At 55.7% G+C, this 26,921-nt stretch carries 26 protein-coding genes and 2 pseudogenes; 8 read left to right on the top strand and 20 right to left on the bottom strand.

What is annotated here, in order from left to right:
• Positions 1-45 precede the first annotated feature (45 nt).
• Genes JOE33_RS02595 through JOE33_RS02565 form a run of 7 tightly spaced genes read right to left on the bottom strand, consistent with a single transcriptional unit; the run spans position 46 to position 6,667 of the window.
• A complete protein-coding gene (locus JOE33_RS02595; protein WP_032613883.1) occupies positions 46-1,098 on the bottom strand; it encodes an ABC transporter substrate-binding protein in 1,053 nt (350 codons plus the stop codon).
• A complete protein-coding gene (locus tag JOE33_RS02590) occupies positions 1,095-2,279 on the bottom strand; it encodes an FAD-dependent oxidoreductase (RefSeq protein ID WP_187625998.1) in 1,185 nt (394 codons plus the stop codon). Before JOE33_RS02590 ends, JOE33_RS02595 begins: the two co-directional genes overlap by 4 nt.
• Positions 2,276-3,667 (bottom strand): FAD/NAD(P)-binding oxidoreductase, encoded by a 1,392-nt coding sequence (locus JOE33_RS02585; protein ID WP_122528979.1) that lies wholly within the window; start codon positions 3,665-3,667, stop codon positions 2,276-2,278. The genes JOE33_RS02590 and JOE33_RS02585 overlap by 4 nt, the downstream gene beginning before the upstream one ends.
• Entirely contained in the window at positions 3,664-3,954 is a 291-nt protein-coding gene (locus JOE33_RS02580; protein WP_054992896.1) for a (2Fe-2S)-binding protein, read from the bottom strand. The genes JOE33_RS02585 and JOE33_RS02580 overlap by 4 nt, the downstream gene beginning before the upstream one ends.
• A gap of 17 nt (positions 3,955-3,971) precedes the next feature.
• Complete coding sequence (locus JOE33_RS02575; protein ID WP_003348289.1) at positions 3,972-4,766, bottom strand: ABC transporter permease; 795 nt, start codon at positions 4,764-4,766, stop codon at positions 3,972-3,974.
• A gap of 3 nt (positions 4,767-4,769) precedes the next feature.
• A complete protein-coding gene (locus JOE33_RS02570) occupies positions 4,770-5,642 on the bottom strand; it encodes an ABC transporter permease (RefSeq protein WP_003317898.1) in 873 nt (290 codons plus the stop codon).
• The gene (locus JOE33_RS02565; RefSeq protein ID WP_032613893.1) at positions 5,639-6,667 is read right to left on the bottom strand and encodes an ABC transporter ATP-binding protein; all 1,029 of its coding nucleotides are present in this window, start codon (positions 6,665-6,667) and stop codon (positions 5,639-5,641) included. Before JOE33_RS02565 ends, JOE33_RS02570 begins: the two co-directional genes overlap by 4 nt.
• Before the next feature lie 241 nt (positions 6,668-6,908).
• Here JOE33_RS02565 and JOE33_RS02560 point away from each other — a divergent pair, with 241 nt between their 5' ends.
• Complete coding sequence (locus JOE33_RS02560; protein ID WP_010432634.1) at positions 6,909-7,748, top strand: IclR family transcriptional regulator; 840 nt, start codon at positions 6,909-6,911, stop codon at positions 7,746-7,748.
• Positions 7,749-7,793: 45 nt separating this feature from the next.
• On the opposite strand, the gene JOE33_RS02555 is transcribed toward JOE33_RS02560, so the two are convergent.
• The 5 genes from JOE33_RS02555 to JOE33_RS02535 form a co-directional block, all read right to left on the bottom strand.
• Positions 7,794-8,756, bottom strand: a complete 963-nt coding sequence (locus JOE33_RS02555; protein ID WP_187625997.1) for a class I SAM-dependent methyltransferase — start codon at positions 8,754-8,756, stop codon at positions 7,794-7,796.
• 65 nt (positions 8,757-8,821) lie between these two features.
• The gene (locus JOE33_RS02550) at positions 8,822-9,526 is read right to left on the bottom strand and encodes a YoaK family protein (RefSeq protein ID WP_032613897.1); all 705 of its coding nucleotides are present in this window, start codon (positions 9,524-9,526) and stop codon (positions 8,822-8,824) included.
• Between the two features lie 50 nt (positions 9,527-9,576).
• Positions 9,577-9,804: a hypothetical protein gene (locus JOE33_RS02545; RefSeq protein ID WP_003317903.1), complete on the bottom strand. Its 228-nt coding sequence runs from the start codon at positions 9,802-9,804 to the stop codon at positions 9,577-9,579.
• A gap of 129 nt (positions 9,805-9,933) precedes the next feature.
• A complete protein-coding gene (locus JOE33_RS02540) occupies positions 9,934-10,275 on the bottom strand; it encodes an FKBP-type peptidyl-prolyl cis-trans isomerase (RefSeq protein ID WP_010432624.1) in 342 nt (113 codons plus the stop codon).
• A 153-nt stretch (positions 10,276-10,428) separates the two neighbouring features.
• The gene (locus JOE33_RS02535) at positions 10,429-10,710 is read right to left on the bottom strand and encodes a hypothetical protein (protein ID WP_002553776.1); all 282 of its coding nucleotides are present in this window, start codon (positions 10,708-10,710) and stop codon (positions 10,429-10,431) included.
• Between the two features lie 643 nt (positions 10,711-11,353).
• Here JOE33_RS02535 and JOE33_RS02530 point away from each other — a divergent pair.
• Entirely contained in the window at positions 11,354-12,922 is a 1,569-nt protein-coding gene (locus JOE33_RS02530; protein WP_004417974.1) for a TerC family protein, read from the top strand.
• A 70-nt stretch (positions 12,923-12,992) separates the two neighbouring features.
• Here the strand turns inward: JOE33_RS02530 and JOE33_RS02525 are convergent, their stop codons facing one another.
• From JOE33_RS02525 to JOE33_RS02515, 4 genes and pseudogenes are all read right to left on the bottom strand, one after another.
• Positions 12,993-13,568 (bottom strand): N-acetyltransferase, encoded by a 576-nt coding sequence (locus tag JOE33_RS02525; RefSeq protein ID WP_054992893.1) that lies wholly within the window; start codon positions 13,566-13,568, stop codon positions 12,993-12,995.
• Positions 13,569-13,624: 56 nt separating this feature from the next.
• Positions 13,625-13,702, bottom strand: a pseudogene (locus JOE33_RS25715) (permease); the annotation flags it as partial.
• Positions 13,695-13,799, bottom strand: a pseudogene (locus JOE33_RS25710) (transposase); the annotation flags it as partial. The pseudogenes JOE33_RS25715 and JOE33_RS25710, both read right to left, overlap by 8 nt.
• A 345-nt stretch (positions 13,800-14,144) precedes the next feature.
• A complete protein-coding gene (locus JOE33_RS02515) occupies positions 14,145-17,513 on the bottom strand; it encodes a P-loop NTPase fold protein (protein ID WP_050549165.1) in 3,369 nt (1,122 codons plus the stop codon).
• 232 nt (positions 17,514-17,745) lie between these two features.
• Between JOE33_RS02515 and JOE33_RS02510 the strand changes: the two genes are divergently transcribed.
• The 6 genes from JOE33_RS02510 to JOE33_RS02485 all read left to right on the top strand — a co-directional run bounded on the left by JOE33_RS02510 (position 17,746) and on the right by JOE33_RS02485 (position 24,052).
• Positions 17,746-18,726: an IS5 family transposase gene (locus JOE33_RS02510; protein ID WP_105223850.1), complete on the top strand. Its 981-nt coding sequence runs from the start codon at positions 17,746-17,748 to the stop codon at positions 18,724-18,726.
• A 488-nt stretch (positions 18,727-19,214) separates the two neighbouring features.
• Positions 19,215-21,056 (top strand): type VI secretion system tip protein TssI/VgrG, encoded by a 1,842-nt coding sequence (gene tssI, locus JOE33_RS02505; protein ID WP_032613904.1) that lies wholly within the window; start codon positions 19,215-19,217, stop codon positions 21,054-21,056.
• 35 nt (positions 21,057-21,091) lie between these two features.
• Positions 21,092-21,679 (top strand): DcrB-related protein, encoded by a 588-nt coding sequence (locus tag JOE33_RS02500; protein WP_032613906.1) that lies wholly within the window; start codon positions 21,092-21,094, stop codon positions 21,677-21,679.
• Positions 21,676-22,908: a PAAR domain-containing protein gene (locus JOE33_RS02495; RefSeq protein WP_096139810.1), complete on the top strand. Its 1,233-nt coding sequence runs from the start codon at positions 21,676-21,678 to the stop codon at positions 22,906-22,908. The genes JOE33_RS02500 and JOE33_RS02495 overlap by 4 nt, the downstream gene beginning before the upstream one ends.
• Complete coding sequence (locus tag JOE33_RS02490) at positions 22,905-23,486, top strand: Imm5 family immunity protein (protein WP_032613910.1); 582 nt, start codon at positions 22,905-22,907, stop codon at positions 23,484-23,486. Before JOE33_RS02495 ends, JOE33_RS02490 begins: the two co-directional genes overlap by 4 nt.
• A 107-nt stretch (positions 23,487-23,593) precedes the next feature.
• A complete protein-coding gene (locus tag JOE33_RS02485) occupies positions 23,594-24,052 on the top strand; it encodes a GNAT family N-acetyltransferase (protein WP_032613912.1) in 459 nt (152 codons plus the stop codon).
• A 171-nt stretch (positions 24,053-24,223) separates the two neighbouring features.
• On the opposite strand, the gene JOE33_RS02480 is transcribed toward JOE33_RS02485, so the two are convergent.
• From JOE33_RS02480 to JOE33_RS02465, 4 genes are all read right to left on the bottom strand, one after another.
• Positions 24,224-24,682, bottom strand: coding sequence for a metallophosphoesterase family protein (locus tag JOE33_RS02480; RefSeq protein ID WP_032613913.1), 459 nt, complete (start codon positions 24,680-24,682; stop codon positions 24,224-24,226).
• A gap of 78 nt (positions 24,683-24,760) precedes the next feature.
• Positions 24,761-25,342, bottom strand: coding sequence for an ATP phosphoribosyltransferase regulatory subunit (locus JOE33_RS02475; protein WP_044312919.1), 582 nt, complete (start codon positions 25,340-25,342; stop codon positions 24,761-24,763).
• Between the two features lie 289 nt (positions 25,343-25,631).
• Complete coding sequence (locus JOE33_RS02470; protein ID WP_024638845.1) at positions 25,632-26,135, bottom strand: GNAT family N-acetyltransferase; 504 nt, start codon at positions 26,133-26,135, stop codon at positions 25,632-25,634.
• An 82-nt stretch (positions 26,136-26,217) separates the two neighbouring features.
• Positions 26,218-26,667, bottom strand: coding sequence for a hypothetical protein (locus tag JOE33_RS02465; RefSeq protein ID WP_187625996.1), 450 nt, complete (start codon positions 26,665-26,667; stop codon positions 26,218-26,220).
• Positions 26,668-26,921 lie beyond the last annotated feature (254 nt).

The raw sequence follows: 26,921 nt of genomic DNA, 5'->3' as shown, positions 1-26,921 counted from the left end.
CTGGCGGCCAGTACGGGCGCATCCAGCGTGCAGGCGTGCGTCGGGCTAGCGCTCGATGCTGCGGCTCCAGCGTGCGTTCCACTCGGGACGGATCTGATTGACCTGATCCCAGTCGATGGTCACCGCCGTTTCCAGGTACTTCTCCATGGCCTCGACCTGACTGCGCGTCTTGTCAGTGGTCGGGGTTTTCGGGTTCGACGGGATCTGGTCACCGAACTCCAGCGCAGGCGCCTGTGCTTCCGGGGTCAGCAGATAGGCCGCCAGCTTTTGCGCCAGCTCCGGCTGATTGTTGTTGGCGATCGCACATTCAGCCACGTTCAACACCACGCCGCCCTCCTTGGGCGATGCGTATTCCACCGGTACGCCCTTGATCTTCAGCGCGGTGACCTGGGTCGGCGTCAGCGGGAACAGGGCGGCTTCGTCGGTTTGCACCATTTCCGAGATCTTGGCCGAGCTGGCGATGTATTCCAGCACGTTCGGGCCGATGGTTTTCGGCCAGGCCTTGAAGCCGGGTTCGACGTCTTTCTCGCTGCCGCCCTGGATACGGTTGAACATCAGAAAGCCATGCAGGCCGAAGGTCGAGGAGGCCAGTGACTGGAACACCACCTTGTCCTTGAAACGTTTGTCGGCCAGGTCCATCCACGAGGTGGGTGCGCTCCAGCCCTGTTCCTTGAACATTCGCGTGTTGTAGGCCAGGCCGGTCACACCCAGGCTGACGGCTGCCGCCTGCTCCTTGATTTTGGCCTTTTCAGGCAGGTCGGCCAGGCTGGCGCTGGGTTTCAGGGTGTCGCACAGGCCCATGGAAATGGCCCGGTACATGATGCCGTCGTCGAGAAAGATGACGTGCATCTGCGGGTTGTCCTTACTCGCCTGAACCTTGGCGAGGATATCGGCCGACGTGCCAGGCACGATCACCACCTTGACGTTGTTGGCCTTCTCGAAAGCCGGCAGCACCTGATCGGCATACAGGCGCTCCATGGTCCCGCCGTTCATGCCCAGGTACAGCGTGGTTTCGGCCCGGGCAGGCGTGGAAAGGAGTGCGGCGGCCAGCGGCAGGCAGGACAGCGCGGTGAGGGCGAGACGTTTGGTGTTTTTCATAGGGACGACCTTCCTCTGTGCAATGGGATGACGTTCGTAACAGGTTCGATAGCAGGGGGGTGCAGGGCGATTTGCTGAAAGCGGCCGATGGAAAAGGCATCGAGCGGGATCCGTGAGGCGCCGTCACAGACCCATTCGGCCAGCGCTTCACCCGCTGCCGGGCCGATCTGAAAGCCCGCCCCGGCAAAACCGAAGCCATGCAGCAGACCCGGCTGTTTCAGGCTCGGGCCCAATACCGGTTCGCGATCCGGCAGGTAGCCTTCGGTGCCGCTCCAGGTGCGGATCGCCTGGGCGCCGGCGAGTGGCGGGTAGAGCTCGACGGCGTTGCGCAGGATATCCAGCACCGCCGCCTGCCCCGGTCTCGCGCGCGCCGGGTCGAGAGCAAAGCCTTGTCCGCCGCCCAGGACGCAATTGCCGCGTGCCACTTGTCGGGCATAGATGCCGCCGCCTTCGACGCCGGTGCTGACATCCATGAACATCGGCAGCGGTTCTGTCACCAGCATCGCCGGATGCCCCGAATACATCGGCACCGGTTCGTTGAATTGTGCTGCCAGTGCTGCGGCCCAGGCCCCGGCGCAGTTGAGTAGCCAGGTGGCGCGCAGTGTCAGGCCGCTGGCGGTCGTGACGACGAAGGCGTTGCCGTCGTGGCTGACTTCGCTGACCGGCGCTTGCTCGAACACCTGTGCGCCCGCCCGACGCGCAGCGCGGGCGAAGGCCGGCGAGACCAGGCGTGGATTGGCGTGTCCATCGTCAGCGCACAGCGATGCACCGACAGCGACATCGCCTGCCCAGGGATAACGGACGCGCAGTTGATCGCGATCAAGCAACTGCAAATCCAGGCCGAATCCCTGACTGGCTTCGGCGTAGGCGCGCAAGGCATTCATGTCCTGTTCGCTGCGCGCCAGTTTGAGATGGCCCGAGCGCTGGTACTCGCCGTCGATGCCGATCAGTTCGCGCAGATTGCCCCATATCTGGTGCGCCCGTTGCGACAAGGGCAGCTGCGACAGCGTACGGCCCTGACGACGTACGCCGCCGTAATTGACGCCGCTGGAGTGCGACCCGCAAAAATCGCGCTCCAGCACGGCGACCCGCTTGCCCTTCAGGGCCAGCGTCAAGGCTGCCGAGGCGCCGACGATGCCGCCGCCGATGACAATCGCATCGGTTTCAATCAGTGTGCTCATGCTTGCGTCTCCACTGATGGCTTCTCCATGCGCTGCGTATCAAGCCCGAAGGGCAGTGGCTTGATCGGTGCCTGACCGCGCAGGCGGCCGACGTGCTCGACGGGCAGGCCGCTCTCGCGGGCAATGATCTCGGCCGCTGCCAGACCACACATCCGGCCTTGGCAGCGACCCATACCGACCCGGCACATGGCCTTGACCCGGTTGATCTCCCAATGGCCGTCCTGCACGGCGCTGCGAATCTCGCCTGCGGAGACTTCTTCGCAGCGGCACACCAGCGTGTCATCCGCCACGTTGGCGGCCCAGTCCTCAGGGAAGGGAAACGCGGTTTCCAGCCCGTGGCGGAAGCGCTCGATGCGTCGCAGTGCGGTTTTCAGCGTATCGATACGTGCAGTGTCTGCGACAACACCGATGTCTTGCAGCAGCCCGAGCGCGGCCAGTTCTCCAGCCATTTCCGCAGCGTCCGCGCCCATGATTCCCGCGCCGTCGCCCGCCAGGTAGATGCCTGACGCGCTGCTGCGTCCACAGTCGTCGCGGGTCGGCAGCCATGCCCGGTTGAGCGGGCTCCAGGCGAATTCGCAGCCCAGCAGGTCGGCCAGTTGCGTCTCGCTGCGCAACGCATGGGCGAAAGCGACCGCGTCGCAGGCCAGGCGGCCCGATTTGCCGTTACGTTGCCATTGAATGCCGTCTACGCGTTTTTCGCCGTCGATGCGTGTGAGCTGCGCACCTTGATGCACGGGAATGCCGTGTGCGCTCAGCCACGCGCGGTAATAGATGCCCTTGGCCAGCAGCGCCGGTTGGCCCAGCAGCGCCGGCAATGCCTTGCATTGTGCCGAAAACGGCGCGCTGTCGAGCACCGCCAGCACCTTCGCGCCAGCCTTGGCGTACTGGTAGGCGACCAGGTACAGCAACGGGCCAGTGCCACAAAACACCACACGCTGGCCAATTGCACAGCCCTGATATTTGAGCGCGATCTGCGCTGCGCCCAGGCTGTACACGCCGGGCAGGGTCCAGCCGGATACTGGCAGAATTCGGTCGGTGGCACCGGTGGCGACGATCAGGTGGCTGAAGTCGAGGGTGGCGGCGTTACCGTTTTGCAGGGTATCGAGTTGATGATCTTCGGCGTTCCAGACCAGCGTCTGCGGCCGGTAGTCGATCTGCGTTGCCAGCGTGTCGAGCGCCTCGTGCACCGCGACCGCCTTGGCGCTTTCAAAGCCGTAGAGCGCCTTGGCCGAACGCTGGAAGTTGTCCGGCTGGCGACGGTAGATCTGGCCGCCGCCGCGCAGCCCTTCATCGATCAGGCAGGCCTTGATGCCGTGGGCCAGTAGCGTCTGGGCGGCGCGAATGCCGGCCGGTCCTGCGCCGATAATGGCAATGGCCTGATCGCTCATACGCACCGCCCCGGCTCACGAATCACTGCCTGACCGGCCTCCAGCAGCGTCGAACAGGCACGCACGCGCTGACCGTCACCCAGCCTCACCCAGCAGTCCTGGCAGGCGCCCATCATGCAGAAACCGGCACGAGGTTCGGCACTGAAGTCACTGCCGCGCAAGTGGTCGCTGGCGGTCAGTACCGCGGTCAGCAAGGTATCGCCCAACAGACCGCTGGCCGGCTCGCCGTCAAGGGTGAAGGGCACAACCGGGCGATCATGTTCGGTCAGTCGTTTCAGCAATGCCATAACGTGAAAGCTCCGGGTTAGTGTTTGCCGACCAGCACGCGATCCAGCCCATAGACCCGGTCGAGCAGGATCATGGTGGCGGCGGTGAGGGCGATGACCAGTGCCGACACGGCGGCCATCATCGGGTCGATGGATTCGGTGGCGTAGACATACATGCGCACCGGCAGGGTCTGGGTCGCGGGCGAGGTAACGAAGATCGACAGCGTGACTTCATCGAAGCTGTTGATGAACGCCAGCAGCCAGCCGCCCGCCACGCCGGGCAGGATCATTGGCAGGGTGATCTGCCGAAACAGCGTGAAGCGGTCGGCCCCCAGTGACTCGGCGGCGTGTTCGGCGCTGCGGTCGATGCCGATCGCCGCTGCCAGTACCAGGCGCAGCACATAGGGCGTGATGACCAGCACATGGGCGAAGATCAGCCAGGTGAAGCTGCCGTTCACGCCCATCAGCGCAAACAGGCGCAGCATCGCCACCCCCAACACCAGGTGCGGAATGATGATCGGCGACAGAAACAGAGCATTGAAAAAATTGCGACCGGGAAATGTATGACGCGTGATTGCCAGTGCGGCGGGTACCGCGATCAGCGTGGCCAGCGTCGCCGATACGAACGCCAGGATCAGGCTGTTGTAGAACGAATCGATAAAGTCGGCGCGCTCGAAGACTGCCTTGAACCAGCGCAGCGAAAAATGGGTGGTGGGCAGGCTCAGGGTGTTTTCCGGGGTGAACGCCACCAGGCACACCACGACCAGCGGGGCCATCATGAAAATCACTACCAGCGCATGAAACGAGAGGGCCAACGGACCGTTCTTGGACATGGATCATTCCCCCAGAGTTTTTTTGTAGCGGCCTTCGATCATGCGGTTCCAGGACAGCATGACCAGCAGGTTGACCAGCAGCAGCGCCACGGCAAGGGTCGCGCCCATCGGCCAGTTCAGCTCCGAGAGGTACTGGTCGTAGATCACCGTGGCGACCATCTTCAGGCGGCGCCCGCCGAGCAGGCCTGGAATGGCGAACGAACTGGCGGCCAGACCGAACACGATCAGCGACCCGGACAGCACGCCCGGCATGACTTGCGGCAGCACGATCAGGCGCATGACTTTCGCCTGGCTGGCGCCCAGCGACAGCGCGGCCTGTTCGGCGGTGGGGTCAAGCTTCTGCAGCGAGGTCCAGACCGGAATGATCATGAACGGCAACATGACGTGGACCAGAGCGATGACTACGGCAAACGGGGTGTACAGCAGTTTCACCGGGCGACCGCCCATGAACTGGATGACCTGATTGATCAGGCCGTCCGCGCCCAACAGCAGGCTCCAGCCGAATGCCCGGACCACCACCGAGATCAGCAGCGGCGTGAGAATCAGGATCAGGAAGATCGAGCGCCAAGGCGTGCCCATGCGGCTGAGAATGTAGGCTTCCGGCACGCCGATCAGCACGCACAGCAGGGTGACCAGCGCACTGATCCAGAAGGTGCGCAGGAAGATTTCATAGAAATACGAGTCGGTGACCACGGCCATGTAGTTGGCCAGCGTGTAGCTGTCGCTTTTCACCCCGACCTGATAGTCGAACACGTTGAACGACAGCACCAGGGTCAGACCCAGCGGCAACACCAGCAAGCCGATGTACAACGCCAGCGCCGGCGCTGACAGCCAATAGCCGCGGCCGCCCTGACGCATTTCGCTCAGCAGGCTCATGCGCGCACCTCGTCGGCATCCAGCACGCGCAGCAATTCGGTGGGCCAGTCCATGTCGACCGCTGCGCCTTGTTCCAGCGGCGCCTGGCCGTCGTTACGGCGTACTACCGTCACTTCGCCAATGCCGGTCTGGATGCGATACAGCCACTGGCTGCCGAGGAAATAGCGCGTGACGATGCGCCCGGACAGTCGCCCGCAGCCAGGTGCCACCAGATCGATCTTTTCGGGACGCAGGCTGAGGGTCAGGCTGCCATCGCCCGGCTTCTGACGAATTTGCGGGATGCCGCTGCTGTCCAGATCACCCTGCAACATGTTGGCCTTGCCGACGAAGCTCGAGATGAAGCGGGTGCGCGGGTGTTCGTAAAGCTTGTAAGGCTCGTCGATCTGGGTGATACGACCGGCCTGCATCACCACCACCCGATCGCTGATCGACAGGGCTTCGGCCTGATCATGGGTGACCATCAGCGTGGTAATGCCGACTTCATTCTGAATGCGGCGGATCTCGAACTGCATCTCTTCGCGCAGGTTGGCGTCCAGGTTGGACAGCGGCTCGTCGAGCAGCAGCACTGGCGGCTCGATCACCAGTGCGCGAGCCAATGCGACCCGTTGGCGCTGACCACCGGACAACTCGCGCGGATAACGCTCGGCATGCTGACCAAGGCGCACCAGCTCCAGCACCCGGCTGACACGCGGGTGCAACTCGGCGGCAGGCACCTTGCGCATACGCAGGCCAAACGCAACGTTGTCGGCCACGGTCATGTGCGGAAACAGCGCATAGCTTTGAAACACTACGCCGAGGCCTCGGCTGCTGGGTTTGGCGTGGGTGATGTCGCGCCCGTCGAGCACAATGCGTCCGTCACTGACTTCAACGAAACCGGCGATCATTTGCAGGGTGGTGGTTTTGCCGCAGCCGGAAGGGCCGAGCAGTGAAACGAATTCGCCCTTGTCGACGGCCAGGTTGGTGGCAACGACCGCGTCAATGGAGCCGTAGCGTTTGGAGAGACCTTCGAGCTGCAGAAATGCCATGCCTGCTTCCACCTTTGTGCATGCGCGCCGAAGCACGCGTTTGTCATGGGCAGATGCGAAATGAAGTCATGCAATTCTGTGGACGTTGGCGCTCGCTCTGAGTCGGCTACCGATGATTGTTCAAATCGCCCCTGTGGACTGAGAGTAGGGCGAAGGCTAGGATGGGCTCAACAAGGAATTTCACTGAATAACATCTTTCTTTGAATTAATTCTTTTAGTGGAAATATAAAGAGATATTGTCATGGATAATTCCACTGATCGGAATAATGCGAAAGCTGAGGTCGGTGTGGGAGCCGTTTCCCGGCTGTTCGCGGTGCTGCGCTGCCTGGGCGATTGTGATGAAGGCGGCGAGCGGGTCACGCAACTCGCCCAGCGTGTCGGGCTGTCGCAACCCACCACGCATCGCTTGCTGCGCAGCCTGATGGATGAGGGCATGGTCGAGCAGGATCTGCTCAGCAAGCGTTATCGTTTGAGCATCGAGTTTTTTGCCCTGGCCGCCAAGGCGGGTAATACCGGCAACCTGCGTGACGTGGTGCGCCCCAGTCTGTTGCGCCTGTCCGCCTCGCTGGGTGATTCGCTGTTTCTGCTGGCACGCAGCGGTTTCGATGCGATCTGCCTGGACCGCAGCGAAGGTCCGTACCCGATCCGCACGTTCACCGGCGACATCGGCGGCCGTGTTGCCCTGGGCGTGGGGCAGGGCAGCCTGGCGATTCTTGCGTTTCTGCCCGAGGACGAGCGGGAAACGGTCATTGCCTACAACCTGCCACGGCTCAAGGACTTTCACCTGTACGACGAGGTGTTTCTGCGTTCGGAGGTGGAAAACGTGCGTCGCCAGGGTTACGCCGGGCGCAACACCGGCGCGTTACCGGGCATGGCCGGGCTGGCAGTGCCGATACTGGACCGCAGCGGTCGTGCAGTGGCTGCGCTCAGCGTGGCGACCATATCCGACCGGCTGGGACCGGATCGCCTGACGACCGTGGTCGAACTGCTCAAGCGCGAAGCCACGGCCATCAGTGCCCGAATCAACCCGTTCGACCCGTCGCTGCGACGGCCCAGTCAAGTGTTCGGGCAGGTTGATTAAGCAGCATGCTTCTTCAGCTTCGAGGCGGCTGTCAGTCCTGGCCCGTTACGCCCATCCGCTGCGGCTCAAGCCTTCTGCCTTGAACACCAGCGCCTTCAAGCCACCCTCGGCGCGAGCGTCGGGGAACTCCGGCGGGTTTTCCAGACGTTGTTCGAAGCGCAGGCAAGGTGCTTCGATTGCGGTGTGCTGAATCAGAAAGTCCGGTCCCAGCGCGGGGTCGTTCATGCACACCAGTACCGAACCTTCTTCATCCAGCAACTCCGGCAGGCGACGCAGGACACGCTGGTAGTCCTTGTCGAGCATGAAACTGCCTTTCTGGAAGGATGGCGGGTCAATGATGATCAGGTCATAAGGGCCGCAGCGGGTGACCTTGGCCCAGGATTTGAACAGGTCATGGCCCAGAAAGGTCACGCGGCTGAGGTCCTGATCATTGAGGCGATGATTCTCGCGGCCGCGATTCAACGCGGCACGGGCCATGTCCAGATTCACGACGTGGTCGGCTCCACCGGCAAGGGCGGCGACCGAGAAGCCGCAGGTGTAGGCGAAGAGGTTGAGGATGCGCTTGCCCTTGGCCTGAGCCTGCACCCATTCACGGCCGTAGCGCATGTCCAGAAACAGCCCGCTGTTCTGCTTTTTGCCGAAATCGACTTTGTAGCGCAGGCCGTTTTCGGTGATCACCCATTCATCCACGACCTCGCCGGTCAGCCATTGTGTGGTGCTCTGTGGCAGATAGCGGTGTTGCAGCAGCAGCGTGTGAGCCTGGCTCTGCTGCCACTGGGGCGTGTCGGTCAACGCGTGCAACAGCTGCGTCAATGCTGCCAGCTCGGACTCGAGAGGCTCCTTGAACACCGAGACCAGCACCACGCCCTGCATCCAGTCGACGGTGATGTGCTCCAGCCCCGGCCATACGCGACCACGGCCGTGAAACAGGCGGCGGGTTTCATTCGGGACGTTGTTCAACGCGTCGATCAGGTGCTGTTGCAGAATCGCGAGTGCTTCAGGAGTCATGGCGCAGGTCGGTCAGGAAAAGCGGCGTATGGTAAACGTATTTCGGCAGATAGGCATCGCAGGGTTCAGCGTGGCATGTATTGACGTTGCCAGCGGTGCGGGATTTTCAGCGAAACCAGCCCCAGCAATGCTGACAGGCTGCCGCTGATCAGCAGGGCGTTGAGACCCAGGCGGTGCTCGAGTAGCGCGCCTATCACGGCCCCGATGAACATGCCGACCCAAGGGACCAGCTGCACGCGCCAGCCGTCTCGTCGTTCCCCCAGCATCCAGCGACCCAGGCCACGACCGAAACGCGACAGCGCGCCGGTCACGTAAGTCAGGCCGACCGGCAGCCCGTTGACCTGCTCAACGGCGGCGTTGAGCATGCCCATTGCCAGAATGGCCCAGATCAGCGCGAGCATGTTGCTTTCCAGTGGCCATGCGGCAGCCGCACAGAGCAGCGTGGCGATGCCCAGCAGCAAGGGAAGGGCGCGCCGCCCGCTAAGGCGCGCAACCACTACGCCCAGTGCGTTGCCGGCAATGAAAGCCAGGATTGCGAGGGTCAGACGCACCGTCACGCTCAGGTCGCCATCACTGATGGCGACTGCGAGCCGGGTGGTGTTGCCACTCATGAACGAAACGAAATCGCCGGTCGCCATGAAGCCGATGGCATCGGTCATGCCGGCCAGAACAGACAGGCTTGCAACCAGGCCCATGCCGACCCGGCCACGCCATTTCTGCAGGCTCAGATGCCTGGGGCTGACGCTGGAAGTGGCGGGCTGTGGCAGCATCGAAGGTCCTCTGGACCGAAGAAAGCGCGTCTTAACTTGGGTGCGGCGATTTACAGCGGCTTGGCGCGCACGATCCGCTTGGCCTTGACCTCATCAGCATAGGCTTTGAGCTGGTCGGCATCGCTATAAAGACGGTTGACCATCTGCAGCACTGCGGTGACATCCACATCGTTCATTTGTGAGGCGAGTTTGAGAATTTCTTCCGCCGTGTTTTCCAGGTTGGTTGCTGTCCCTTTCAGGTGTCGCTTCAGCTCCTGAGTCGACTTATTGAGCGCCATACGTGTTCCTGTGCCAAGACCTTGAATTCCATACCCGGAGCATGGCTTTTTCTGCGATAACAAGCAATCAGGCTTATACCTGTGCGTCAGGGTATCGGCCGATTCAGGCTGATCTGCAAGGCAAGGTGCTCAATCGTCGCGGGTCAGCACTTCCAGCAGTTCTATTTCGAATGTCAGGTCGGCACCGGGCTTGATGTGTGCGCCCATGCTTCTGTCGCCGTACGCCAGATGGGCGGGGACGAACAATTGACGCTTGCCGCCGACTTTCATGCCCATCAGGCCCTGATCCCAGCCCTTGATGACACGTCCTGTGCCGATCACGCACTGAAACGGCTTGCCGCGCTGGTGAGAGGAATCGAACACGGTGCCGTCTTCCAGGGTCCCGGTGTACTGCGTGGTGATCAGCGCACCCTTTACCACTGCCTTGCCCTCGCCGGGGTGCAGGTCGGTAATCTGTAATTCTTTGCTCATTGCGATGCTTCCGGTTGCTGAGCGCTCTGTCATTGGCGCGAGCGGGCTTTCTCGCAGAAAAGCCGCTTCATGACAAGCCGCCTCATGGCAAACCGGTGGAAACGAAAACGGAGGAAGCTTTCGCTTCCCCCGTTCAGTCGAACCCGGTGCCTGTCAGAGATTCTGCGAGCTGACCACCATGGCCTGCGCGATATTCTCTTTCTGCTCCTGAGTGAAGCCGTCCCAGATATTGGTCTTGGCGTAGTAGCCCAGGCCCGCCAGACAATAAAGGCTGAGGGTCAGAACGATGACGATCGAAACAAAGGTCCAGCGGCCTTCGTCATCGTTTTCACGGGTGAAGCTGCGCGAATAGTTGTCCTCTGCGCTACGGAAGAACAGCGCGGACGACAGACGCTTGAGCCACTGGAACAAATGAACAACAACGATGCGCAACATGGGTAAATCACCTCAAAGGTTAAGAAAACGGGTTGCCGGGATGCCCTCAGGGGCATCGGATGCAAAAGCTGAAAACGAAAAAAGCCCGTCTATGACGGGCTTTCTTTTTATGATTCTGTTCAGGCGAGCAGTGAAGGGCGACGTGAAACGGATCGCGAGAGGCACTGCGCATGCATGACGTTATGGAAACATTTTAAAACAAATGAATGGGCGCATCTACCCGCGCCATTCTGTTGTCAGACAACTGGTAGTGCCTGGAGGTGTGACAAAACGTCGCTCTGCGTTTATTTGCCGAGCAGTAAGGAGTCTGATCATTGGTCAAGTCTTGTAATACTTTGCCATCGTACGAAACATCTATGGGTATTGTAGGATCAACGCCCGTATTAATTTTCAGGACTGTATGAATACCCTTCAGGAGCCTCCGAGTTGTCCTCCCATCGCTGATGGCTGGCCGGCGATTTCACCGTTGCCTAGCAGACCGCTTCATTCGCACGTATCTCTACTTGACCTCTTGCACTGCATGGATTCCGGCAGACCCTCGCGTCCTGACGCTGCAACGCCATGCCTGACGTTCAGCCATGGCGTCTGGTCTACAGTGACCAATACCAACCCCTGCCATTTTTATCGTGAGGCTGCATAAACCATGGAATGGATCGCTGATCCCACGGCATGGCTTGGCCTGCTGACCCTTATCGTGCTGGAACTGGTGCTGGGCATCGACAACCTGGTGTTCATCGCCATCCTGGCGGACAAACTGCCTCCTGAACAACGTGACAAGGCGCGCGTCATCGGCCTGTCGCTGGCGTTGATCATGCGCCTTGGCCTGCTGGCGAGCATCTCGTGGATGGTGACCCTGACCGAGCCGTTGTTCGAGGTGTTCGGCAAGACGTTCTCCGGTCGCGACCTGATCATGCTGTTTGGTGGTGTGTTCCTGCTGTTCAAGGCCACCATGGAACTGCACGAGCGGCTGGAAGGCCATGTCGCCCAGCGCGCCGGTAATGCGGGCTATGCGTTGTTCTGGCCTATCGTTGCGCAGATCGTCGTACTGGACGCCGTGTTCTCGCTGGATGCGGTGATTACCGCCGTCGGCATGGTCGAGCACCTGTCGGTGATGATGATCGCGGTGATCTTCTCCATCGGCCTGATGATGATTGCCAGCAAGCCGCTGACCAAATTCGTCAACAGCCGCCCGACGGTGATCATGCTGTGTCTGGGCTTCCTGATGATGATCGGTTTCAGCCTGACCGCCGAAGGCCTGGGGTTCCATATTCCCAAGGGCTATCTGTATGCGGCCATCGGCTTCTCGATCCTTATCGAGGTGTTCAACCAGATCGCCCGCAAGCGCAGCAAGAAGTCGGCCCATGGTCACCTGCCGCGCCGCGAGCGAGCAGCACACGCGGTGATGCGCCTGTTGGGCGGTCGCAAGCTGGAGTCTGGTGACGTCGATGAGGAAATCACCGACATGCTGGATGGTGAAAGCAGCGAGCCGGTGTTTGACCGTCGTGAGCGCGTGATGATCAGCGGCGTACTGCAGTTGGCAGAGCGGCCGATTCGCACGGTGATGACGCCGAGGGCGGAAGTCGACTGTATCGACCTGAACGACAGCGCCGAGAAGATCCGTTTGAAACTGATGCACTCGTCCTACTCGCGTCTGCCGCTGATTGGCGAGCGCGGTATCGATGAGCCGCTGGGCTTCGTGCACAAGAAAGAGTTGTTCAAGGAGCTGTTGTCCGGCAACGAGCCCGACTTGAAGCTGATGTCGCGCAAGGCCATCAACCTGCTGGAAAGCTTCACCATCCTCAATGCCCTGGAACAGATGCGCAAGGAATCGACGCACATCGCCTTTGTGGTCAACGAGTTTGGTGACTTCATCGGCGTGTTGAGCATGACCGACATTCTCGAGTCCATCGCTGGCCAGCTGCCTGACGCCAGCGAAGTGGAAGGCCCGGACATCGTCGAGCAGGGCGAGGACTTCGTGGTATCGGGAGCCTTGAACCTGAGCCTGATTCGCGAGCGCACGGGCTTCCAGGCCAAGGCGACCGAGGATTATCAGACCCTGGCCGGACTGGTCATGAGCTTGCTGGATCGCCTGCCGTCTACCGGCGACAGCCTCAGCTGGCAGGGCTGGAACCTGCACGTCGTCGGTGTGGAAGAGCGCCGCGTGACTCGGGTGTTGCTGCAGAAGCAGCCCGACATGGGGGCTGGCAAATAAGCACCGAGCTGTAATGCAACACGGGGCCTGCTCATGGTGAGCAGGCCCCGTTTTCATGCGCGCGTCATGCTTATTTTCGACGCGGACGCGACACCACGGATTCGATATTCTTGCGGCCGATCAGTTTGGGCTGCGCAGGCTCTTTGGCCACCGGCTCATCAGCCAGCCACTTGAACATCACCAGACAATCCACCAAGCCCAATCGGGCGTGACGATAAGCCTTGGGCAACCGCCCAACCGTTTCGAAACCCAGCTTGCTCCACAACCCGACCGCCACCTCATTGCTGGCGACCACCGAATTGAACTGCATCGCCAGGAACCCGCTGTCGCGCGCCAGTTGCTGCGAGTGCTCACACATCAACCGCGCCACACCGCGACCCCGCGCCGCATCCGTCACCATGTAGCCACAGTTGCAAACATGATTACCCGGGCCTGCCGCATTGGCCTTCAGGTAATAACTGCCCAACAGCTGGCCATCTTCCTCGGCAATCAACGTGTGCAATGGCGCCGTCATCCACAGATCGCGGCCATGCTCTTGAGTGAGGGCAGGGTCGTAGGCATAGGTTTCCTGAGCGATGACTACAGCCTGAAAGGTCGGCCAGAAGCGCTCGAAATCTTCCGGTGTCATGGGGCGAATCTGGATCATGGTGAGGCCTTGATGGGTATGGCTTGAATTCCGGCGTGTACGTTAGCTTGGGTGTGCTACCACTTCCAGGCTTTTTCGGTGAACTCGGCAGTGGAGGGGAGCACGGTGTGGAGAAAATTCAGGTACTTGTTGAACCATTCGGTCGAACGTACCGGCGTCGCTCCAGTTCCGAAATCGCTGATACACCGTCGACCAACGTCCAAAGCTTCCCGGCAGATCAAGCTAGGCAGCAACCTAATACAGGGTCCACAGAGTCCGACTTTTCGTGCAAAACCTATTAACAGAGCGTTTGAAAGTTTCTGCCTCGCTGATCCGAGTGGGTATACGTTCAGCGAATACCTCTTGAATCGGTAAGCGGGCACCCACTTATGCCGTGGCAAAAGCAAGCCCCCAAGCGCGCATTGCGTCGGTAGAGGCATAAAAGTGTTGCTAAGGAAGGCATTTCAATCCATGCCTATTTACATGTACCCGCTATCAGATTCATAGCCATAGATGACTTTGCCGGACGCATGCTTCCGAAGATTTATACGTGGTGACCAGTGCTCGTTTCCTCTGATGGCTTTCTCGGTTCAAACTTCAATCCTCGCTGTCAGTCGGCCGGGCCATCAAGGCGCTCGCGAATTTCTTCATTCTGGCCTTGAAGCCTGTTTTGTTCGAAAGGTCTGCATAAACGTTGGGTAGCCGATCTCTGAGCTTTGTCACATAAGATGCATAGGTATCCTTGTTATCCTTAGAAATCGACCAGTCTGCAAGCTGCTCCCATTGGTGGTCGAGGAAGTCTGAAACTCGGGATGTAGACTCTGGGTTACGGTGAATGAACAAAAGTATCTGGAGTAAACGTTCTTCTTCAACTTTGTTTCGAGGAGTTACACTTGGGAGTAGGAAATTTAATTTGGACAAGATGAAAATAGAAGACTCAACAGGCGCTGTGGAATCATAAGCGCAGGTCCTGAGTTCAGTACCGATTATAAATAGAGTGTCCTTGTCGAAAAGCTCTAGCACATTCTTAATATTGGCCATTGCCATATCGGGTGGATCTAAAAAAGGTGATTTTTTTATCAAGGCTGAGATATACGTAGAGAATGCAGCGTGAGCATTTTTTTCACCTTTAAAATCCAGCTTCCCTTCAACCATGCGATCCAGTGCATTAGCTACCCTGGGGTTCGGGCTGTTAAAAATAGCTAGCCAACTAGTCGCGTCAATCTCAGAGCCAAACTCCCTATCCAAGATGTACGCTCTGAGTGGTAATATTGAGTTATCTAATCCTGTTAGTATTGCATCGAAGAAATTCGGATCTATCTCGTCTAATGTTGGAAGATGTTTGGTGAGAGAAGGAAAAGAAATAAGCCATGTTAGAAATTCACTTTCTGCTAATCCCTGGTCCGCCAATGCTTCACAGAGCTCAGTATAGTGCCGAAAAACATCAGTAACATATAATTTAGTTACAAGATGCTCTTTAATTACATTTGCAAGGATCGGAGCGACTATCGACTTTGATTCGTCTGTTATAGTCAGGGCGAAAAGGTTTCCGCTATTGATTAATGCTCTGGTCAGAGAGGTTAGGAGTTCAGGCTCCTGAGCGAACGCAAATTCGATTTCTGGAATTTCGGCGAGCTCAACCCCCATTCCTAGTCGCATATATATAATTGCTATGGCAACTTTTATGCGATTTGACTTTACAGAGGGTAGATGGATTTTGATTGGTCCGACTATAGAGTTGGAGTATGTTTTGAAAAAAGCTAGGCCAACCCAAGATCTTTCTTCGGTGGGATCATAATTGATCGCAGCTATGATTTCCGTTATTCGCTCATCGCCGAACTGATAGTCTAGCTCTTTAGACGACAGCTTAATGTGCCCGAAATATTTATCAAGGCAGTGTACCCACTCGTCTTGAGGTAAAGGGGTCATGCCGAATGCGATCGTATCATTCGAGACAATCTGTCTCACTCCATCGACATACCCTTTCTGACTAAGCACGATGCGATTCACATCGATTACGCGGAGATCAGGGTTCGGAATTAAGATGTGAAAGAGAATTTCTGAGCTATCCACGGTGACTTCCGGGAACGGCTCATTCAACGCATCCAGATAGCTGTCATACATATACACAATTTCTTGATAAACATTCTTTGCGTCTGGGTCATATATTTGCCTAGTCATATGCAGGAATGTGCCTTGCGCGGATCTCAGTTCTTTATCGAATATAGCCTTGCTGAGTCCGAGGCTAACCAATCCTTTTGTCGCCTCAAAATATCTAGTTTCGGGAGCATGAGCTGTCAGTAGAAGACTCTCTGTAAACTTTTTGTTTATGTGATGAATTAATGTACTAATGTCACAGTTTTCTGAGGTGACGGCTTCATGAAGCGTCAGGAAAAGATTGTTAGGTGAAACTTCACCTTCCAACTCTCTCAAAAATGAATCGGTGAATCCAAAGTATCCTGCTAGTGAAGCAAATTGTCTTCCGTCTTGAGATTCAATGGCTGTAGCCAAGGGTTGATCTATTAACTCAGCAATGGCGATATCTGGAGATGTTTGGAAGTGTATCTGAAGGATTTGAATGGGCCAGCCATGATCCATATCCTCTCCCAATAAAGTTTGAAGAGTGCGTTTTGTTCTGGCTAAATTGGCGCTGTTTTTTTCACTTTGTTCTTTTTCACCGGGTTTATCAGTAGAAGTGGCATCTTCTGTTGATGGCCCAGCGGGTTCCTTAAGCAATGATTCTATGGAGATGTTATTGTACTTGCAGATGGCGATGTATGCTGCAATGCAAACCAAACTTGGTTGTCCAGCCGTGACCAGCATTGTCGTGGCGATATCATTAATAAACCTCTTTTGTAGTCGAGGTGTAACTAAACCGGCTGCCATGGGACTGTGGCGTTGCAAGATTATGCTGCAAGTATCCGCGTCGCTCCGGCTCTCTGGGCCAAAAGTTTCGGCCCAAAGTGTTCTGAATGCATCTTTCCATCCAGAGGTAATGATAGGGGGTGTGCGAAATACAACTGGAAATTTTTTTGCGATGAAATCCCTTGAGTCGTAGCTTTGCTCAGAGTCTCCGTTTAGGTACTGCGAAACTTTCGTTGAGCAAAAAGGTACAATTACGCTCAAATTTTCGGAGCCCGTTACCGATGTGAATATTTCAAGGTCACTCCAGACCGAACGTAAAACGTCCCGAGGTAGTCGGTCGAGGTTGTCGATGACAATTATGAAGTGATGATCTCTCACCGCGTGAAGGTGGTTTCTCAGTGCTCTCTTTAAGTCTAAAGGACTGACTTCTTTGCTGATTTCTATCGTTTCGGTAATTTGGTCATCCGAACTTCCTTTCAAGAGACTGCTGATATTCCACCGCTTTTTGCCGACTTGTTCTTTTCCATTGAAGAAATACGCGAGAATCAGAATGATTAGCGGAGCGAGACTTGTACTTAGGTAGGATAAATGTTGCCACCAAGGTAGCTCTATGACTCCCCTAAGCTGTCGCAGATAGTCTCTAATGAAGGTAGGGCTAAGTACGCCACTTGCGATCAGTAATACAGCCCAGACGCTTATGTGACTTCTTGTGTCCTTCGTATAGCTAAAGTGTCGGCCCAGAGCAATATCACGAGTTTTTAGAACTTCTTGAACTGCAGCTTTGTCTCCTGTTTTTGTGAGAAGAGAAGTGATCTGGTCGGTAAATAATTCGATAAAATTGCTCTTTATAGAGCCTTGGTAGTTCTGCTCGCAATCGAATATCCACAGCACGGATTTCGAGCTTTTTTCTTTTATCTTTCTTTCGAGCATCTGGAGTATGGAGCTTTTTCCGGAGCCGAACTCACCGTCAAGGCCAATTACCCGGTGATTTTTTCCACTGTCGATGTAGTCATGGATGGCCTGCGCGACTCTATCGTGGCTCTCACCCTTGAATGCATCGCGTTCAGACGGGTTCTCGCTTTGGAAATTTAAGATGTTCATCAGTCCTTTGCACCTTCTCAGGCCCTACGATGTGGCCGATAGGTGAAAGAATACTAGTTTTGACTGCCAACTGCGCGAATCCTTTTTGAGATATTGAGTCCACGCTGGCTACCGATGGAGCCCAGTAAATCTTTAGGTCTACGGTTTCGTCGGGTGACAAATATCCTAAGGAATCTCCGAACAAGTCTTCAAATGTGCTGAAATACGCCTGACCACCTGATCCGAGCCGCCCATGAGCCAGATGAGCTTTTCCGATTTCGAATATGCCGGTAAGCGCAAGCAGACACGCCGCGAACGCTTCCTCGCCGAGATGGATCAGGTCGTGCCCTGGACAGGTCTACTGGGCCTGATCGAACCGTTCTACCCCAAGGCCGGCGGAGGCAGAAAACCTTATCCTCTGGAAACCATGCTGCGCATTCATCTGCTGCAGAACTGGTTCTCCCTGAGCGACCCGGCCATGGAAGAAGCGCTCTACGAAATCACGCCCATGCGCCAGTTTGCACGCCTGACCTTGAGCGCCCCGATACCTGAAGACACCACGATCATGAACTTCCGGCACCTGCTGGAAAAGCATCAACTGGCCCCTGCGATCCTCGCGGTCATCAACGGTTATCTGCAAGAGAAAGGCCTGTCCCTGCGCCAGGGCACCATCGTCGATGCCACCATCATTCATGCCCCTTGCTCGACCAAGAACGAGGAAGGAAAGCGTGATCCCGAGATGCATCAGACGAAGAAAGGTAACCAATACTTCTTCGGGATGAAGGCGCATATCGGCGCCGATGCGGAGTCGGGCCTGGTTCATCATGTTCATGGCACTGCGGCCAATGTGGCCGATGTCACGCAGGTCGCCGAACTGCTCCACGGCGAAGAAAACGCGGTGTATGCAGACGCGGGATACACCGGTGTCGAGAAGCGTGAAGAGCATGAAAATCGTGAGGTCATCTGGCAAATCGCTGCGCGGCGCAGCACGTATTCCAGGCTCAATAAACGCAGCGTGCTCTACAAGGCCAAGCGCAAGATCGAGTACTGCAAAGCTCAGACACGGGCCAAGGTCGAGCATCCGTTTCGCGTAATCAAGCGTCAGTTTGGCTACGTGAAAGTGCGCTTTCGTGGGCTGATGAAAAACACAGCTCAGCTGACCACGCTGTTCGCCCTGTCGAATCTGTGGATGGCTCGAAAACAGCTGATGGGTATGGGTGAGTTGCGCGTTTAACACGGAAAACCGGGCGGAAACGCCCTCAACGCGCGCTGCATCAGGCCATTTTCAGCAAATAGCGCTGGGTGCCGGGCAAATTGCGACTCGCCGCCGCTGCGCAGCAAGTTGATCGGAGCATCCCTAACAGTGCATCTGGGTAGTGGTATAGGTGCAACCGTCTGGCCTGCACCCTCTACTAGGAGCCATCCAGATTAGCCAAGATAGTGCACCCACGATGTCAGGCTTACCCATCATAGTCCGCCATAGGTCATGGCACCTTCGCGTTTTTTTTTGGTCTCTGTGCGGCGATCTTGAGAGAGTCGCCTTTGTCTGTAGTTCGGAGCCTACGATTTTTTCAGATTTATCCAGCTGAGTTTGTCAGCCGCTGGCCTCCTATCAAGGTTCAGAATGATTGACACTGTTGCATCAGACCGGATCTGTTCACCGGGTTGCGATCTTAGCCGTTGATCGCGACACCGCCTCTCGCTTTTTCCAAGGAGATTCAAATGTTGATGGACCTCGCTGCAATGTTTTCGCCACAAAATCGGCGTCTGTTCAAATTTAGAAATCTTGCCAATCCTAAGCAGGACCTTTTGCTGGAGTCTTTCAGCGGAACGGAGGGGCTTTCGTACGCCTATAGCTTCGAGCTAACGCTGTTATGCCAAGATTCCGGGATCAAGCTTAAGTCGATGATGGGTCAACACTCAGTTATTGAGATCGAGCTGGCCGATGGATCTGCACGTCATGTCGCCGGTTACATCACGCGTTTTGCCAGTATTGGCAGCGATGGTGGTATCGCTCGCTACACCGCGACGCTGAACCCTTGGTTTTCAATGCTTGAAAACCGTTTCGATAGCAGAATATTTCAGGACAAGACTGTAGAAGAGGTCGTTGCCCAGGTTTTTGCGTCGTGCTCTGCTTATTCGCGCCATGAGTTTCGCCTCAGCAAACCGGCAAAGCGCTATGGCTACATCACTCAGTATCGAGAGTCAGACTTTAACTTTGTCCAGCGTTTGCTCGAGCAAGAGGGGATGTTCTATTACTTTGAACACACCTCAGAAGGTCACACGATGATCATCTGCGATGACTCTACGAGGCTGGAGTCGTTGCCTAAGCAACCAAAGATTCGCTTCCACACTGCGTCAGTTACTGAGACCGCTGATTCAATAACTGATTGGCAGAGTAATCGTCAGCTTCAGGCCTCCAGAATATCAGTCCAGACCTTTGACTATTCTCAACCGCGCAATCGTCTGCCCGTGACAATTAACAGTATGAATATGCAGGGCGATGTAGAAAACTTCGAGATTTACGATTATCCAGGTCAGTTCAGTCATAGTACCTATGACGAAGGTGGGACTTTATTACGCATACGAGTTGAAGCGCTTGAACTTAGAGGTAAAACTTTTCAAGGCGCCAGTAACTGCCGCGCCATGCAGCCCGGTTACACATTTGAACTGTTGCAACATTATAATCACGATTATGGTCCAGCAGAAGATAGGCAATTTCTGCTCATGAGCGTCCGCAGTGAAGGTCATAATAATTACTCAAATGGTCAGCCAGCGAGCTATTTCAATACATTTTCTTGCGTTAGAAGAAAAATTGTTTTTCGCCCACAATCCGTTACTCCACGCCCGACTATTTGCGGACCGCAGACAGCCATAGTCGTGGGGGCACCGGGAGAAGAGATATTCACCGATCGTCTCGGCCGAATAAAAGTCCAGTTCCACTGGGATCGAGAGGGCAATCAAGACGATAAGAGCTCTTGCTGGGTCCGTGTGGCTCAGTCCGGTGCAAGCAGCGGTTTCGGTAGCATTCAGATTCCTCGGGTTGACGATGAGGTAGTTGTAGTCTTTCTTGATGGAAATCCAGATAGGCCTTTGGTTATGGGAAGCTTATATAACAGCCGTAACATCCCACCATGGTCTTTGCCGGCAAACAAGACGCAAAGCGGGTTTCTTACACGCTCAATCAAAGGCCGGGCCTCTAACGCCAATTTTTTCCGTTTCGAGGATAAACCAGGAGCCGAGCAAGTTAGTCTGCATGCTGAGCGCAATTTGGATACTGATGTTGAAGTAGACGAAAGCCATACTGTTGGAGGTGATCGGACAATCACGGTCAAAGGAAAGCACTCAGAAACTATCAAGTTAGAGACAAGCATCGCTGTTGAGGAAGGATCGTACTTTGTTACTGTAGATAAAGGAGAGGTGAAATTAAAGTCTGCTGAGTCGATTACACTTGAAGTGGGGGCTAGCAAATTGGTAATGAACAAGGATGGGGCTATTACCCTCTCGGGCATCACGGTGAACGTGGAAGGCAAGACGAAAATCAATCTCAATAAAGACAATTGAATTTATAAATTAGCTGCCGTACAGGGGATGGCCTAATGCAAAGAATAAGTATGTACGACCGTATCTCCGAAGCGCGTATTCGTGAGCAGCAGCGTTTGGAGGAGGAGCGTTTGGCGCAAGCGATTATTGATGCTATTCCTGTGCCTGAACGGTTTCATACAAATGAGCTAAGTTTTATTCGTCCTCAGGGTTTTAAAGACAAGACATTTCATGTGTTTACGCTTACAGACATTGGGGCTAGCCCGCTATCTGTGGTGATAGGGCGCACGCCTGTTGAAGGTGATAAAGAATTGGAATACTTATCTCAGCTGCTAATAGCTGATTTAAAAAAAGCGCTTTCGCATCTGGAGTGGATCGAACCTCTTGTTCCCGTGGAAATCGCGGGAGTAGAGGGAAGGCGTGCTGAGTTCAGGTGGAGGCAGCAAGGAACTCCTGTTCATCAGGTTCAATTTATTTTTCTGCATCACGATGAACAACAACATCCAGTTCTTATTCAGGTAACCGGGACTAGTAACGATCCAGGCGGTATGAATATTGAGGAAAAGACCGCCTTTTATCTGTTGGTAGACACTCTGAAGTTGCGTCTTTATCCTGGTTTGGATCAGGCGGTAGATCGGGCATGAGCGGCGCAGCTCGCGTTAATGATCCAATTGAGCATACGGGCTCACTGACAGGACTGCTTGCTGGGCTTGCGATTGGCGCAATTGGTGCTGCGCTGGTTGTGGGGACAGGTGGCTTGGCTGCTGTTGCTATAGTAGGTGCGTCTGCTGCGACCGGGGCTGGTGTAGGCCAGTTGATCGGAAGCCTATCGTTTTGCAATCACCAAACTGGCCAAATTGTAAGTGGCTCGAGTAATGTGTATATCAATGGTGAGCCTGCGGCCAGAGCTCACGTTGATCAGGCAAAATGCGATGAGCATAGTTCCAGGCCGCAAGTTATCGCTCAAGGTAGTAGCAATGTCTACATTAATGGCCATCCTGCTGCCCGAGTCGGAGATCGCACTGCATGTGATGCCAAGATTGTAGTTGGCTCGAGTAACGTATTTATTGGGGGAGGAACTGAGACTACTGATCCTATCAATCCCGAAGTTCCTGAGTTGTTAGAGAGAGGTATATTGCTCGTTGGTCTGGCTAGTGCTTTTGTCCTCGCAAGCCCTGTCATTGTGATCGCTGGTCTAGTCGGAGGTGTTGCTGGAGGCACTGTCGGAAGTTTGGGCGGGGCGCAGTTATTTGGTGAGGGGAGCGACGGACAAAAATTAATGGCATTCAGCGGTGCTTTATTGGGCGGCGGTCTGGGTGCAAAAGGAGGCAAATGGTTTGACACTCGCTATGACATAAAAGTACAAGGTGTGGGGTCGAATTTTGGCAATTTGAAGATCACTCCGAAAGGGGCTGTAAAGGTCTCAAATATTGCGGAGTCCGAAGCTGCACTTGGTCGTGCATCACAGGCCAGAGCTGATCTTCCGCAAAGTAAAGAGTTGAAGGTAAAAACTGTCTCATCCAATGATAAGAAAACATTAAGCGGTTGGGGTAATAAAAAGCCCGAAGGTTATGAGAGGATTTCTGCGGAGCAGGTCAAGGCTAAGTCTGAAGAAATTGGGCATGAGGTGAAGTCACACCCATACGACAGAGATTACAAAGGACAGTACTTTTCATCTCATGCAGAGAAACAAATGTCAATCGCAAGCCCAAATCATCCTTTGGGTGTTTCGAAGCCTATGTGTACTGATTGTCAGGGCTACTTTTCTCAGTTGGCTAAGTATAGTAAGGTTGAGCAGACAGTAGCAGATCCTAAAGCGATACGTATTTTTAAGACCGATGGTTCTGTTGAGACAATTATGAGGTCGGAATGAATAACAAAAGTAAAGTGTTGATTGAAAAGCTTCTTCTTGAGGTTGCGAAGTCGCCAGAAGGTGAATTGATACTTCCTCTCAGAAAACTTTTGTGGAATACCATTACTGAAGATGAGACAGCGGCAAATAAGAAAATTATTCTGACTGCTTTAGATGTGATGTGTGTTAGACAGGGTGTAAATTTTTGGATAAAGAAATTCGGAGATAATGAGCCGGTAAATTACATTCTGAATGTCGCTCTTGAAACTGCTGAGGGAAAATTTGATGAGGCGAAAGCACTTGGTCTTAGGGATGAATTCTATGTTTCAATAGTTGAAGATCAAGAGTATGCGGCAGAAGAGTATCCGGCAATGTTTGTTGGGCATGCTGCTGCTAATACAATTGCAACAGCTGTTGATGATTTTCAATTTGAGCCATACGACCATCGTACGGATCGCGACTTGGATCCCGAAGGATTCGAATCTAGCTACCTTGTTGCGTCAGCCTTTGCAGGCGGATTATCTGAGGATGGTGATCCAAAATTACGTCGTACTTTTTGGGAATGGTACTTGTCTATTGCTGTGCCGCAAGTTGTGTGAGGTCATTAATTAATGCTCGGGCTCTGCACCCTCAACCTCTGCATGCTGCGTATGGATATGAAGGTTTGATGGCGCTGACCAACGATTGAAATCCTGAAGGACTGAACATGCTCAACCTGGATTGGCTCAGCAACCACATGCATCACAGCGACACGATGGCGCTGTGGCTTCATCAGCAGTTCGATTACGAGTTTGCATCGCAATCACTCGCTGACTGGCAACTGGACTTTTCTCAAGGACAGGCAAATGGTCATTGGAAGTGCCTGATTGCCATGGAGGATGGTGAGTTGCTGGGCGGTGCCGCGCTGGCCAGCGACGATCTGGCTGAACGTCCGGATCTGGGGCCTTGGCTGGCGTGTGTTCTGGTAAAACCGGAAGCACGAGGCAGGGGCATTGCAGGGCAGTTGATCGACGGCATTTGTAGCCATGCAAGGGCTGTCGGTATCACCACGTTGTATCTGCATACCCATGATCAGCACAGCTTCTACGCCAAGCGCGGTTGGCGGGTATTGGAGCGTCTTGAGGCGTGGGGCAAGGAGCATTATCTGATGTCGCAGGATCTTTAGAGGTCCTGTGTTGCATCGGCACTTGGGTCGCTTACCGATACAGGGATGAGTCATGCGTTCAGGGTGACGCGGAGCGTCACGAACTGCATTCCCACGCGGAGCGCGGGGACGATAATCATTGCTCGAAACTCCGTTTCCTTGCTGAAGAAATACTCAGCGTTAGTCCGGTTGTCAGTCGACCAACTGCACCAGACTCGGCTCAATCGCATCCGGACTCACCTCAAGCAGCGCCAGGCTCACCGGCAGTTTGAAACGCCGCCGCCCGGCGCTGCCCGGATTCAGATACAGCGTGTCGCCGCGCCAGTCGATGAGGGGTTTGTGTGAATGGCCGGTCACGACCAGTTTCACGCTGTCATCCAATAGCGCTGGAACGTCGGCGATGTCGTGCACCAGCAGGACTTGCCAGCCTTCGATGTCGAAGCGCAGATGATCGGCAATGTGTGTTGCCCAGTCTGCATCCATGTCGTTGTTGCCGCGCACGATGTGCAGGGGGGCGATGGCGGTCAGTTGCTCGACGATGTCCTGGCTGCCGATGTCACCGGCATGGATGATCTGTGCGCAGCCCTGTAGCGCAGCGATGGCTTCAGGACGGAGCAGTCCGTGGGTGTCGGAAATCACACCAACTTTCATACAGGGGCCTCGGGTCGGGGGCAGGGTAGAAGCGCAGTGTAACGCGTTGCGCTTCTACGGCCAGTTACAGGATGGGCGTTATTGGCCGCACCCAAGCGCCAATACCAGCCGCTCCAGTCCGATGCCAAACCCGGCACCCTCTCGATAGGCGCCGCCGCCGACCACTTGTTGCTGCGCACCCAGGCGCGAACAACGTACCTCGAAGCCGTTGCCTTCCAGGTAGTAGCTCAGGCCCCGTTTCACGGCGGTATTGAGTTCATAGTCCAGGCCCAGCGAATCCAGAAAGCCCGTGCAGATGGCCTGGCTGCGCAGCAACGCTTGCTGCGGCGACGGGCCAAGGATCTCCAGCCCCAGTTGGGTGAATTCGCGGTAGCGCCCGGCTTGCGGGCGCTCGTAGCGATAACAGCGTGCCACGTAGAAAAACAGCGCTTCACGTCGCCCCTCAAGCAGCGCTTCGCTGCGCTCCTGAAACAGCGCCGTGGCTTCGGGTATCAGGCAACAGGGGCGTCCGGCCTTGTCCTCGAAGGCCCACATCTGGCCGATGATTTCGCTGCCGCCGGCTTTTTCGATAAAGGTGTCCTGACCCCATAAGGCCGGCACTATCGCTTCCTCAGCTCCGGCTTCGATGAAGATAGCTCCGGAAACGGTTTTCTGTGTCACGCAGGGTTGCGGCTTCTGTTCCGGTCACGATGCGGGTTCCGCGTAGCATGGTCATGGGGGATGATCTCCAGTTTTTTCAGGCAATAAAAAAGGCGCCATGGGCGCCTTGGTCGGTTTCATTGATGGGTCAGAATGTGAATCTATATCTGGCCAATCGATGAGCACAAGCAACCGCAGCACCTTGAAGCGGGCTGTGGTGATGATGTCGGTTGCTTTGGGGGAATTGATTCATGGCTGATCCTTGCATGCTTTGACGCATCGCTCAAGTAGCGGTGTTGACGGACACGGTTTATCTGAGCCGCGCCATGCTCAAGGCATCGACAAACAGGCCATCGCGCACCGCGTAGTTGCGCAGCCGACCTTCTGTTTCGAACCCGAATTTTCGATACAGACCCTGGGCCGCTTCGTTGTCGACATACACGGTCAATTCCACGCGGTGCAGGTTCATCCAGTTGTCTGCGATGTCCAGTGCTGTTGCCAGCAACTTCGAGCCGACGCCTTTGCTCTGCCAGGCCGACGCCACGCCCATGCCGATAGCGCCGACATGGCTTTGCCGACTGCGCGAATACTGCTCCAGGCCAATGCTGCCAATCACCTCGTTACCGTTGAGCGCGACCAGTTTCACGTGTCGCTCGGTACTGGCAGCCAGGCGTTTGCGCCAGACTTCGATGGACTGATAAGGCATCTGCAGCACCTGACGGCACACCGCAGGCTCGTTATAGAGTGCAGTGACACCTTCGAGGTGAATGTCGGCCATACGCTGGATGAGGATTTGCGGGGCAGGGGCGTGCACGTTGATTCGTTCCTTGAATTGCATATTGGCGGTCGGGCTGAAGGGCCATGATTGTGGCGTAGCTGTCGCCACGTCATACGGATCAGACAATATATTCGGGTTTGCCCATCGCTTGCCATTCTGCAAAACGGGCATCTATCAACGGGGACAGTTTGTCGTAATTGGCCCAGGTGTCTTCAACGCTGTAGACCGCATCCTGGGTGACACCAAAGGCGAGCACGTAATCGTCCACATAGCGGCTGTCGTTGTTAAGTCCCTCGTAATAGGCTATTGCGAACGCATTGCCTACGTCGTTGAACTCCTGGTCGGTAAGCTTTTCGTCGAGCATTGATATAACGAAGGCACCGCCCGTAAGCTCGCGTTTTTCCAGCGCATTCAGCTCGCTTTCTGCATCATCGAGCAGCTCTTCACTGGCCAGTTCGTTCAGCAGCATCCAGGCCAGAAACATACCAATGTGCGTTGCTCCGGCGGTGTGTGGAAGGTCGCTGGGAAAGTTGCCGTTATAGTGCCAGGAGGCGTCGTCGTATTTCATTTATGCTCCGGTTGAGGCACGCCCGTATCAATTTTCAGACGTTCGTTCTAGGCACTTTGGCAGCGGATTATCCTCGCCGCAAGCGGGCGGTATTGAGCAACTCATCGCTAAACCCTCGCCGGGAGTTGCAATTTCGTCGCCAGACTCCTGCCTGAGCACTCAGATGCTGCGATACCACCAGTGAACAACTGTTGCTTGCGTTTCTCCTGCACGATCACTTGGGCAATTACCTGCAGTCCCGTTAAAGCGTCTTG

Source organism: Pseudomonas sp. PvP027 (assembly GCF_017833005.1).
Taxonomy (GTDB): Bacteria; Pseudomonadota; Gammaproteobacteria; order Pseudomonadales; family Pseudomonadaceae; genus Aquipseudomonas; species Aquipseudomonas congelans.
Note: the sequence above shows the minus strand (reverse complement) of the source record. Positions and strands in the feature narration are given on the sequence as shown.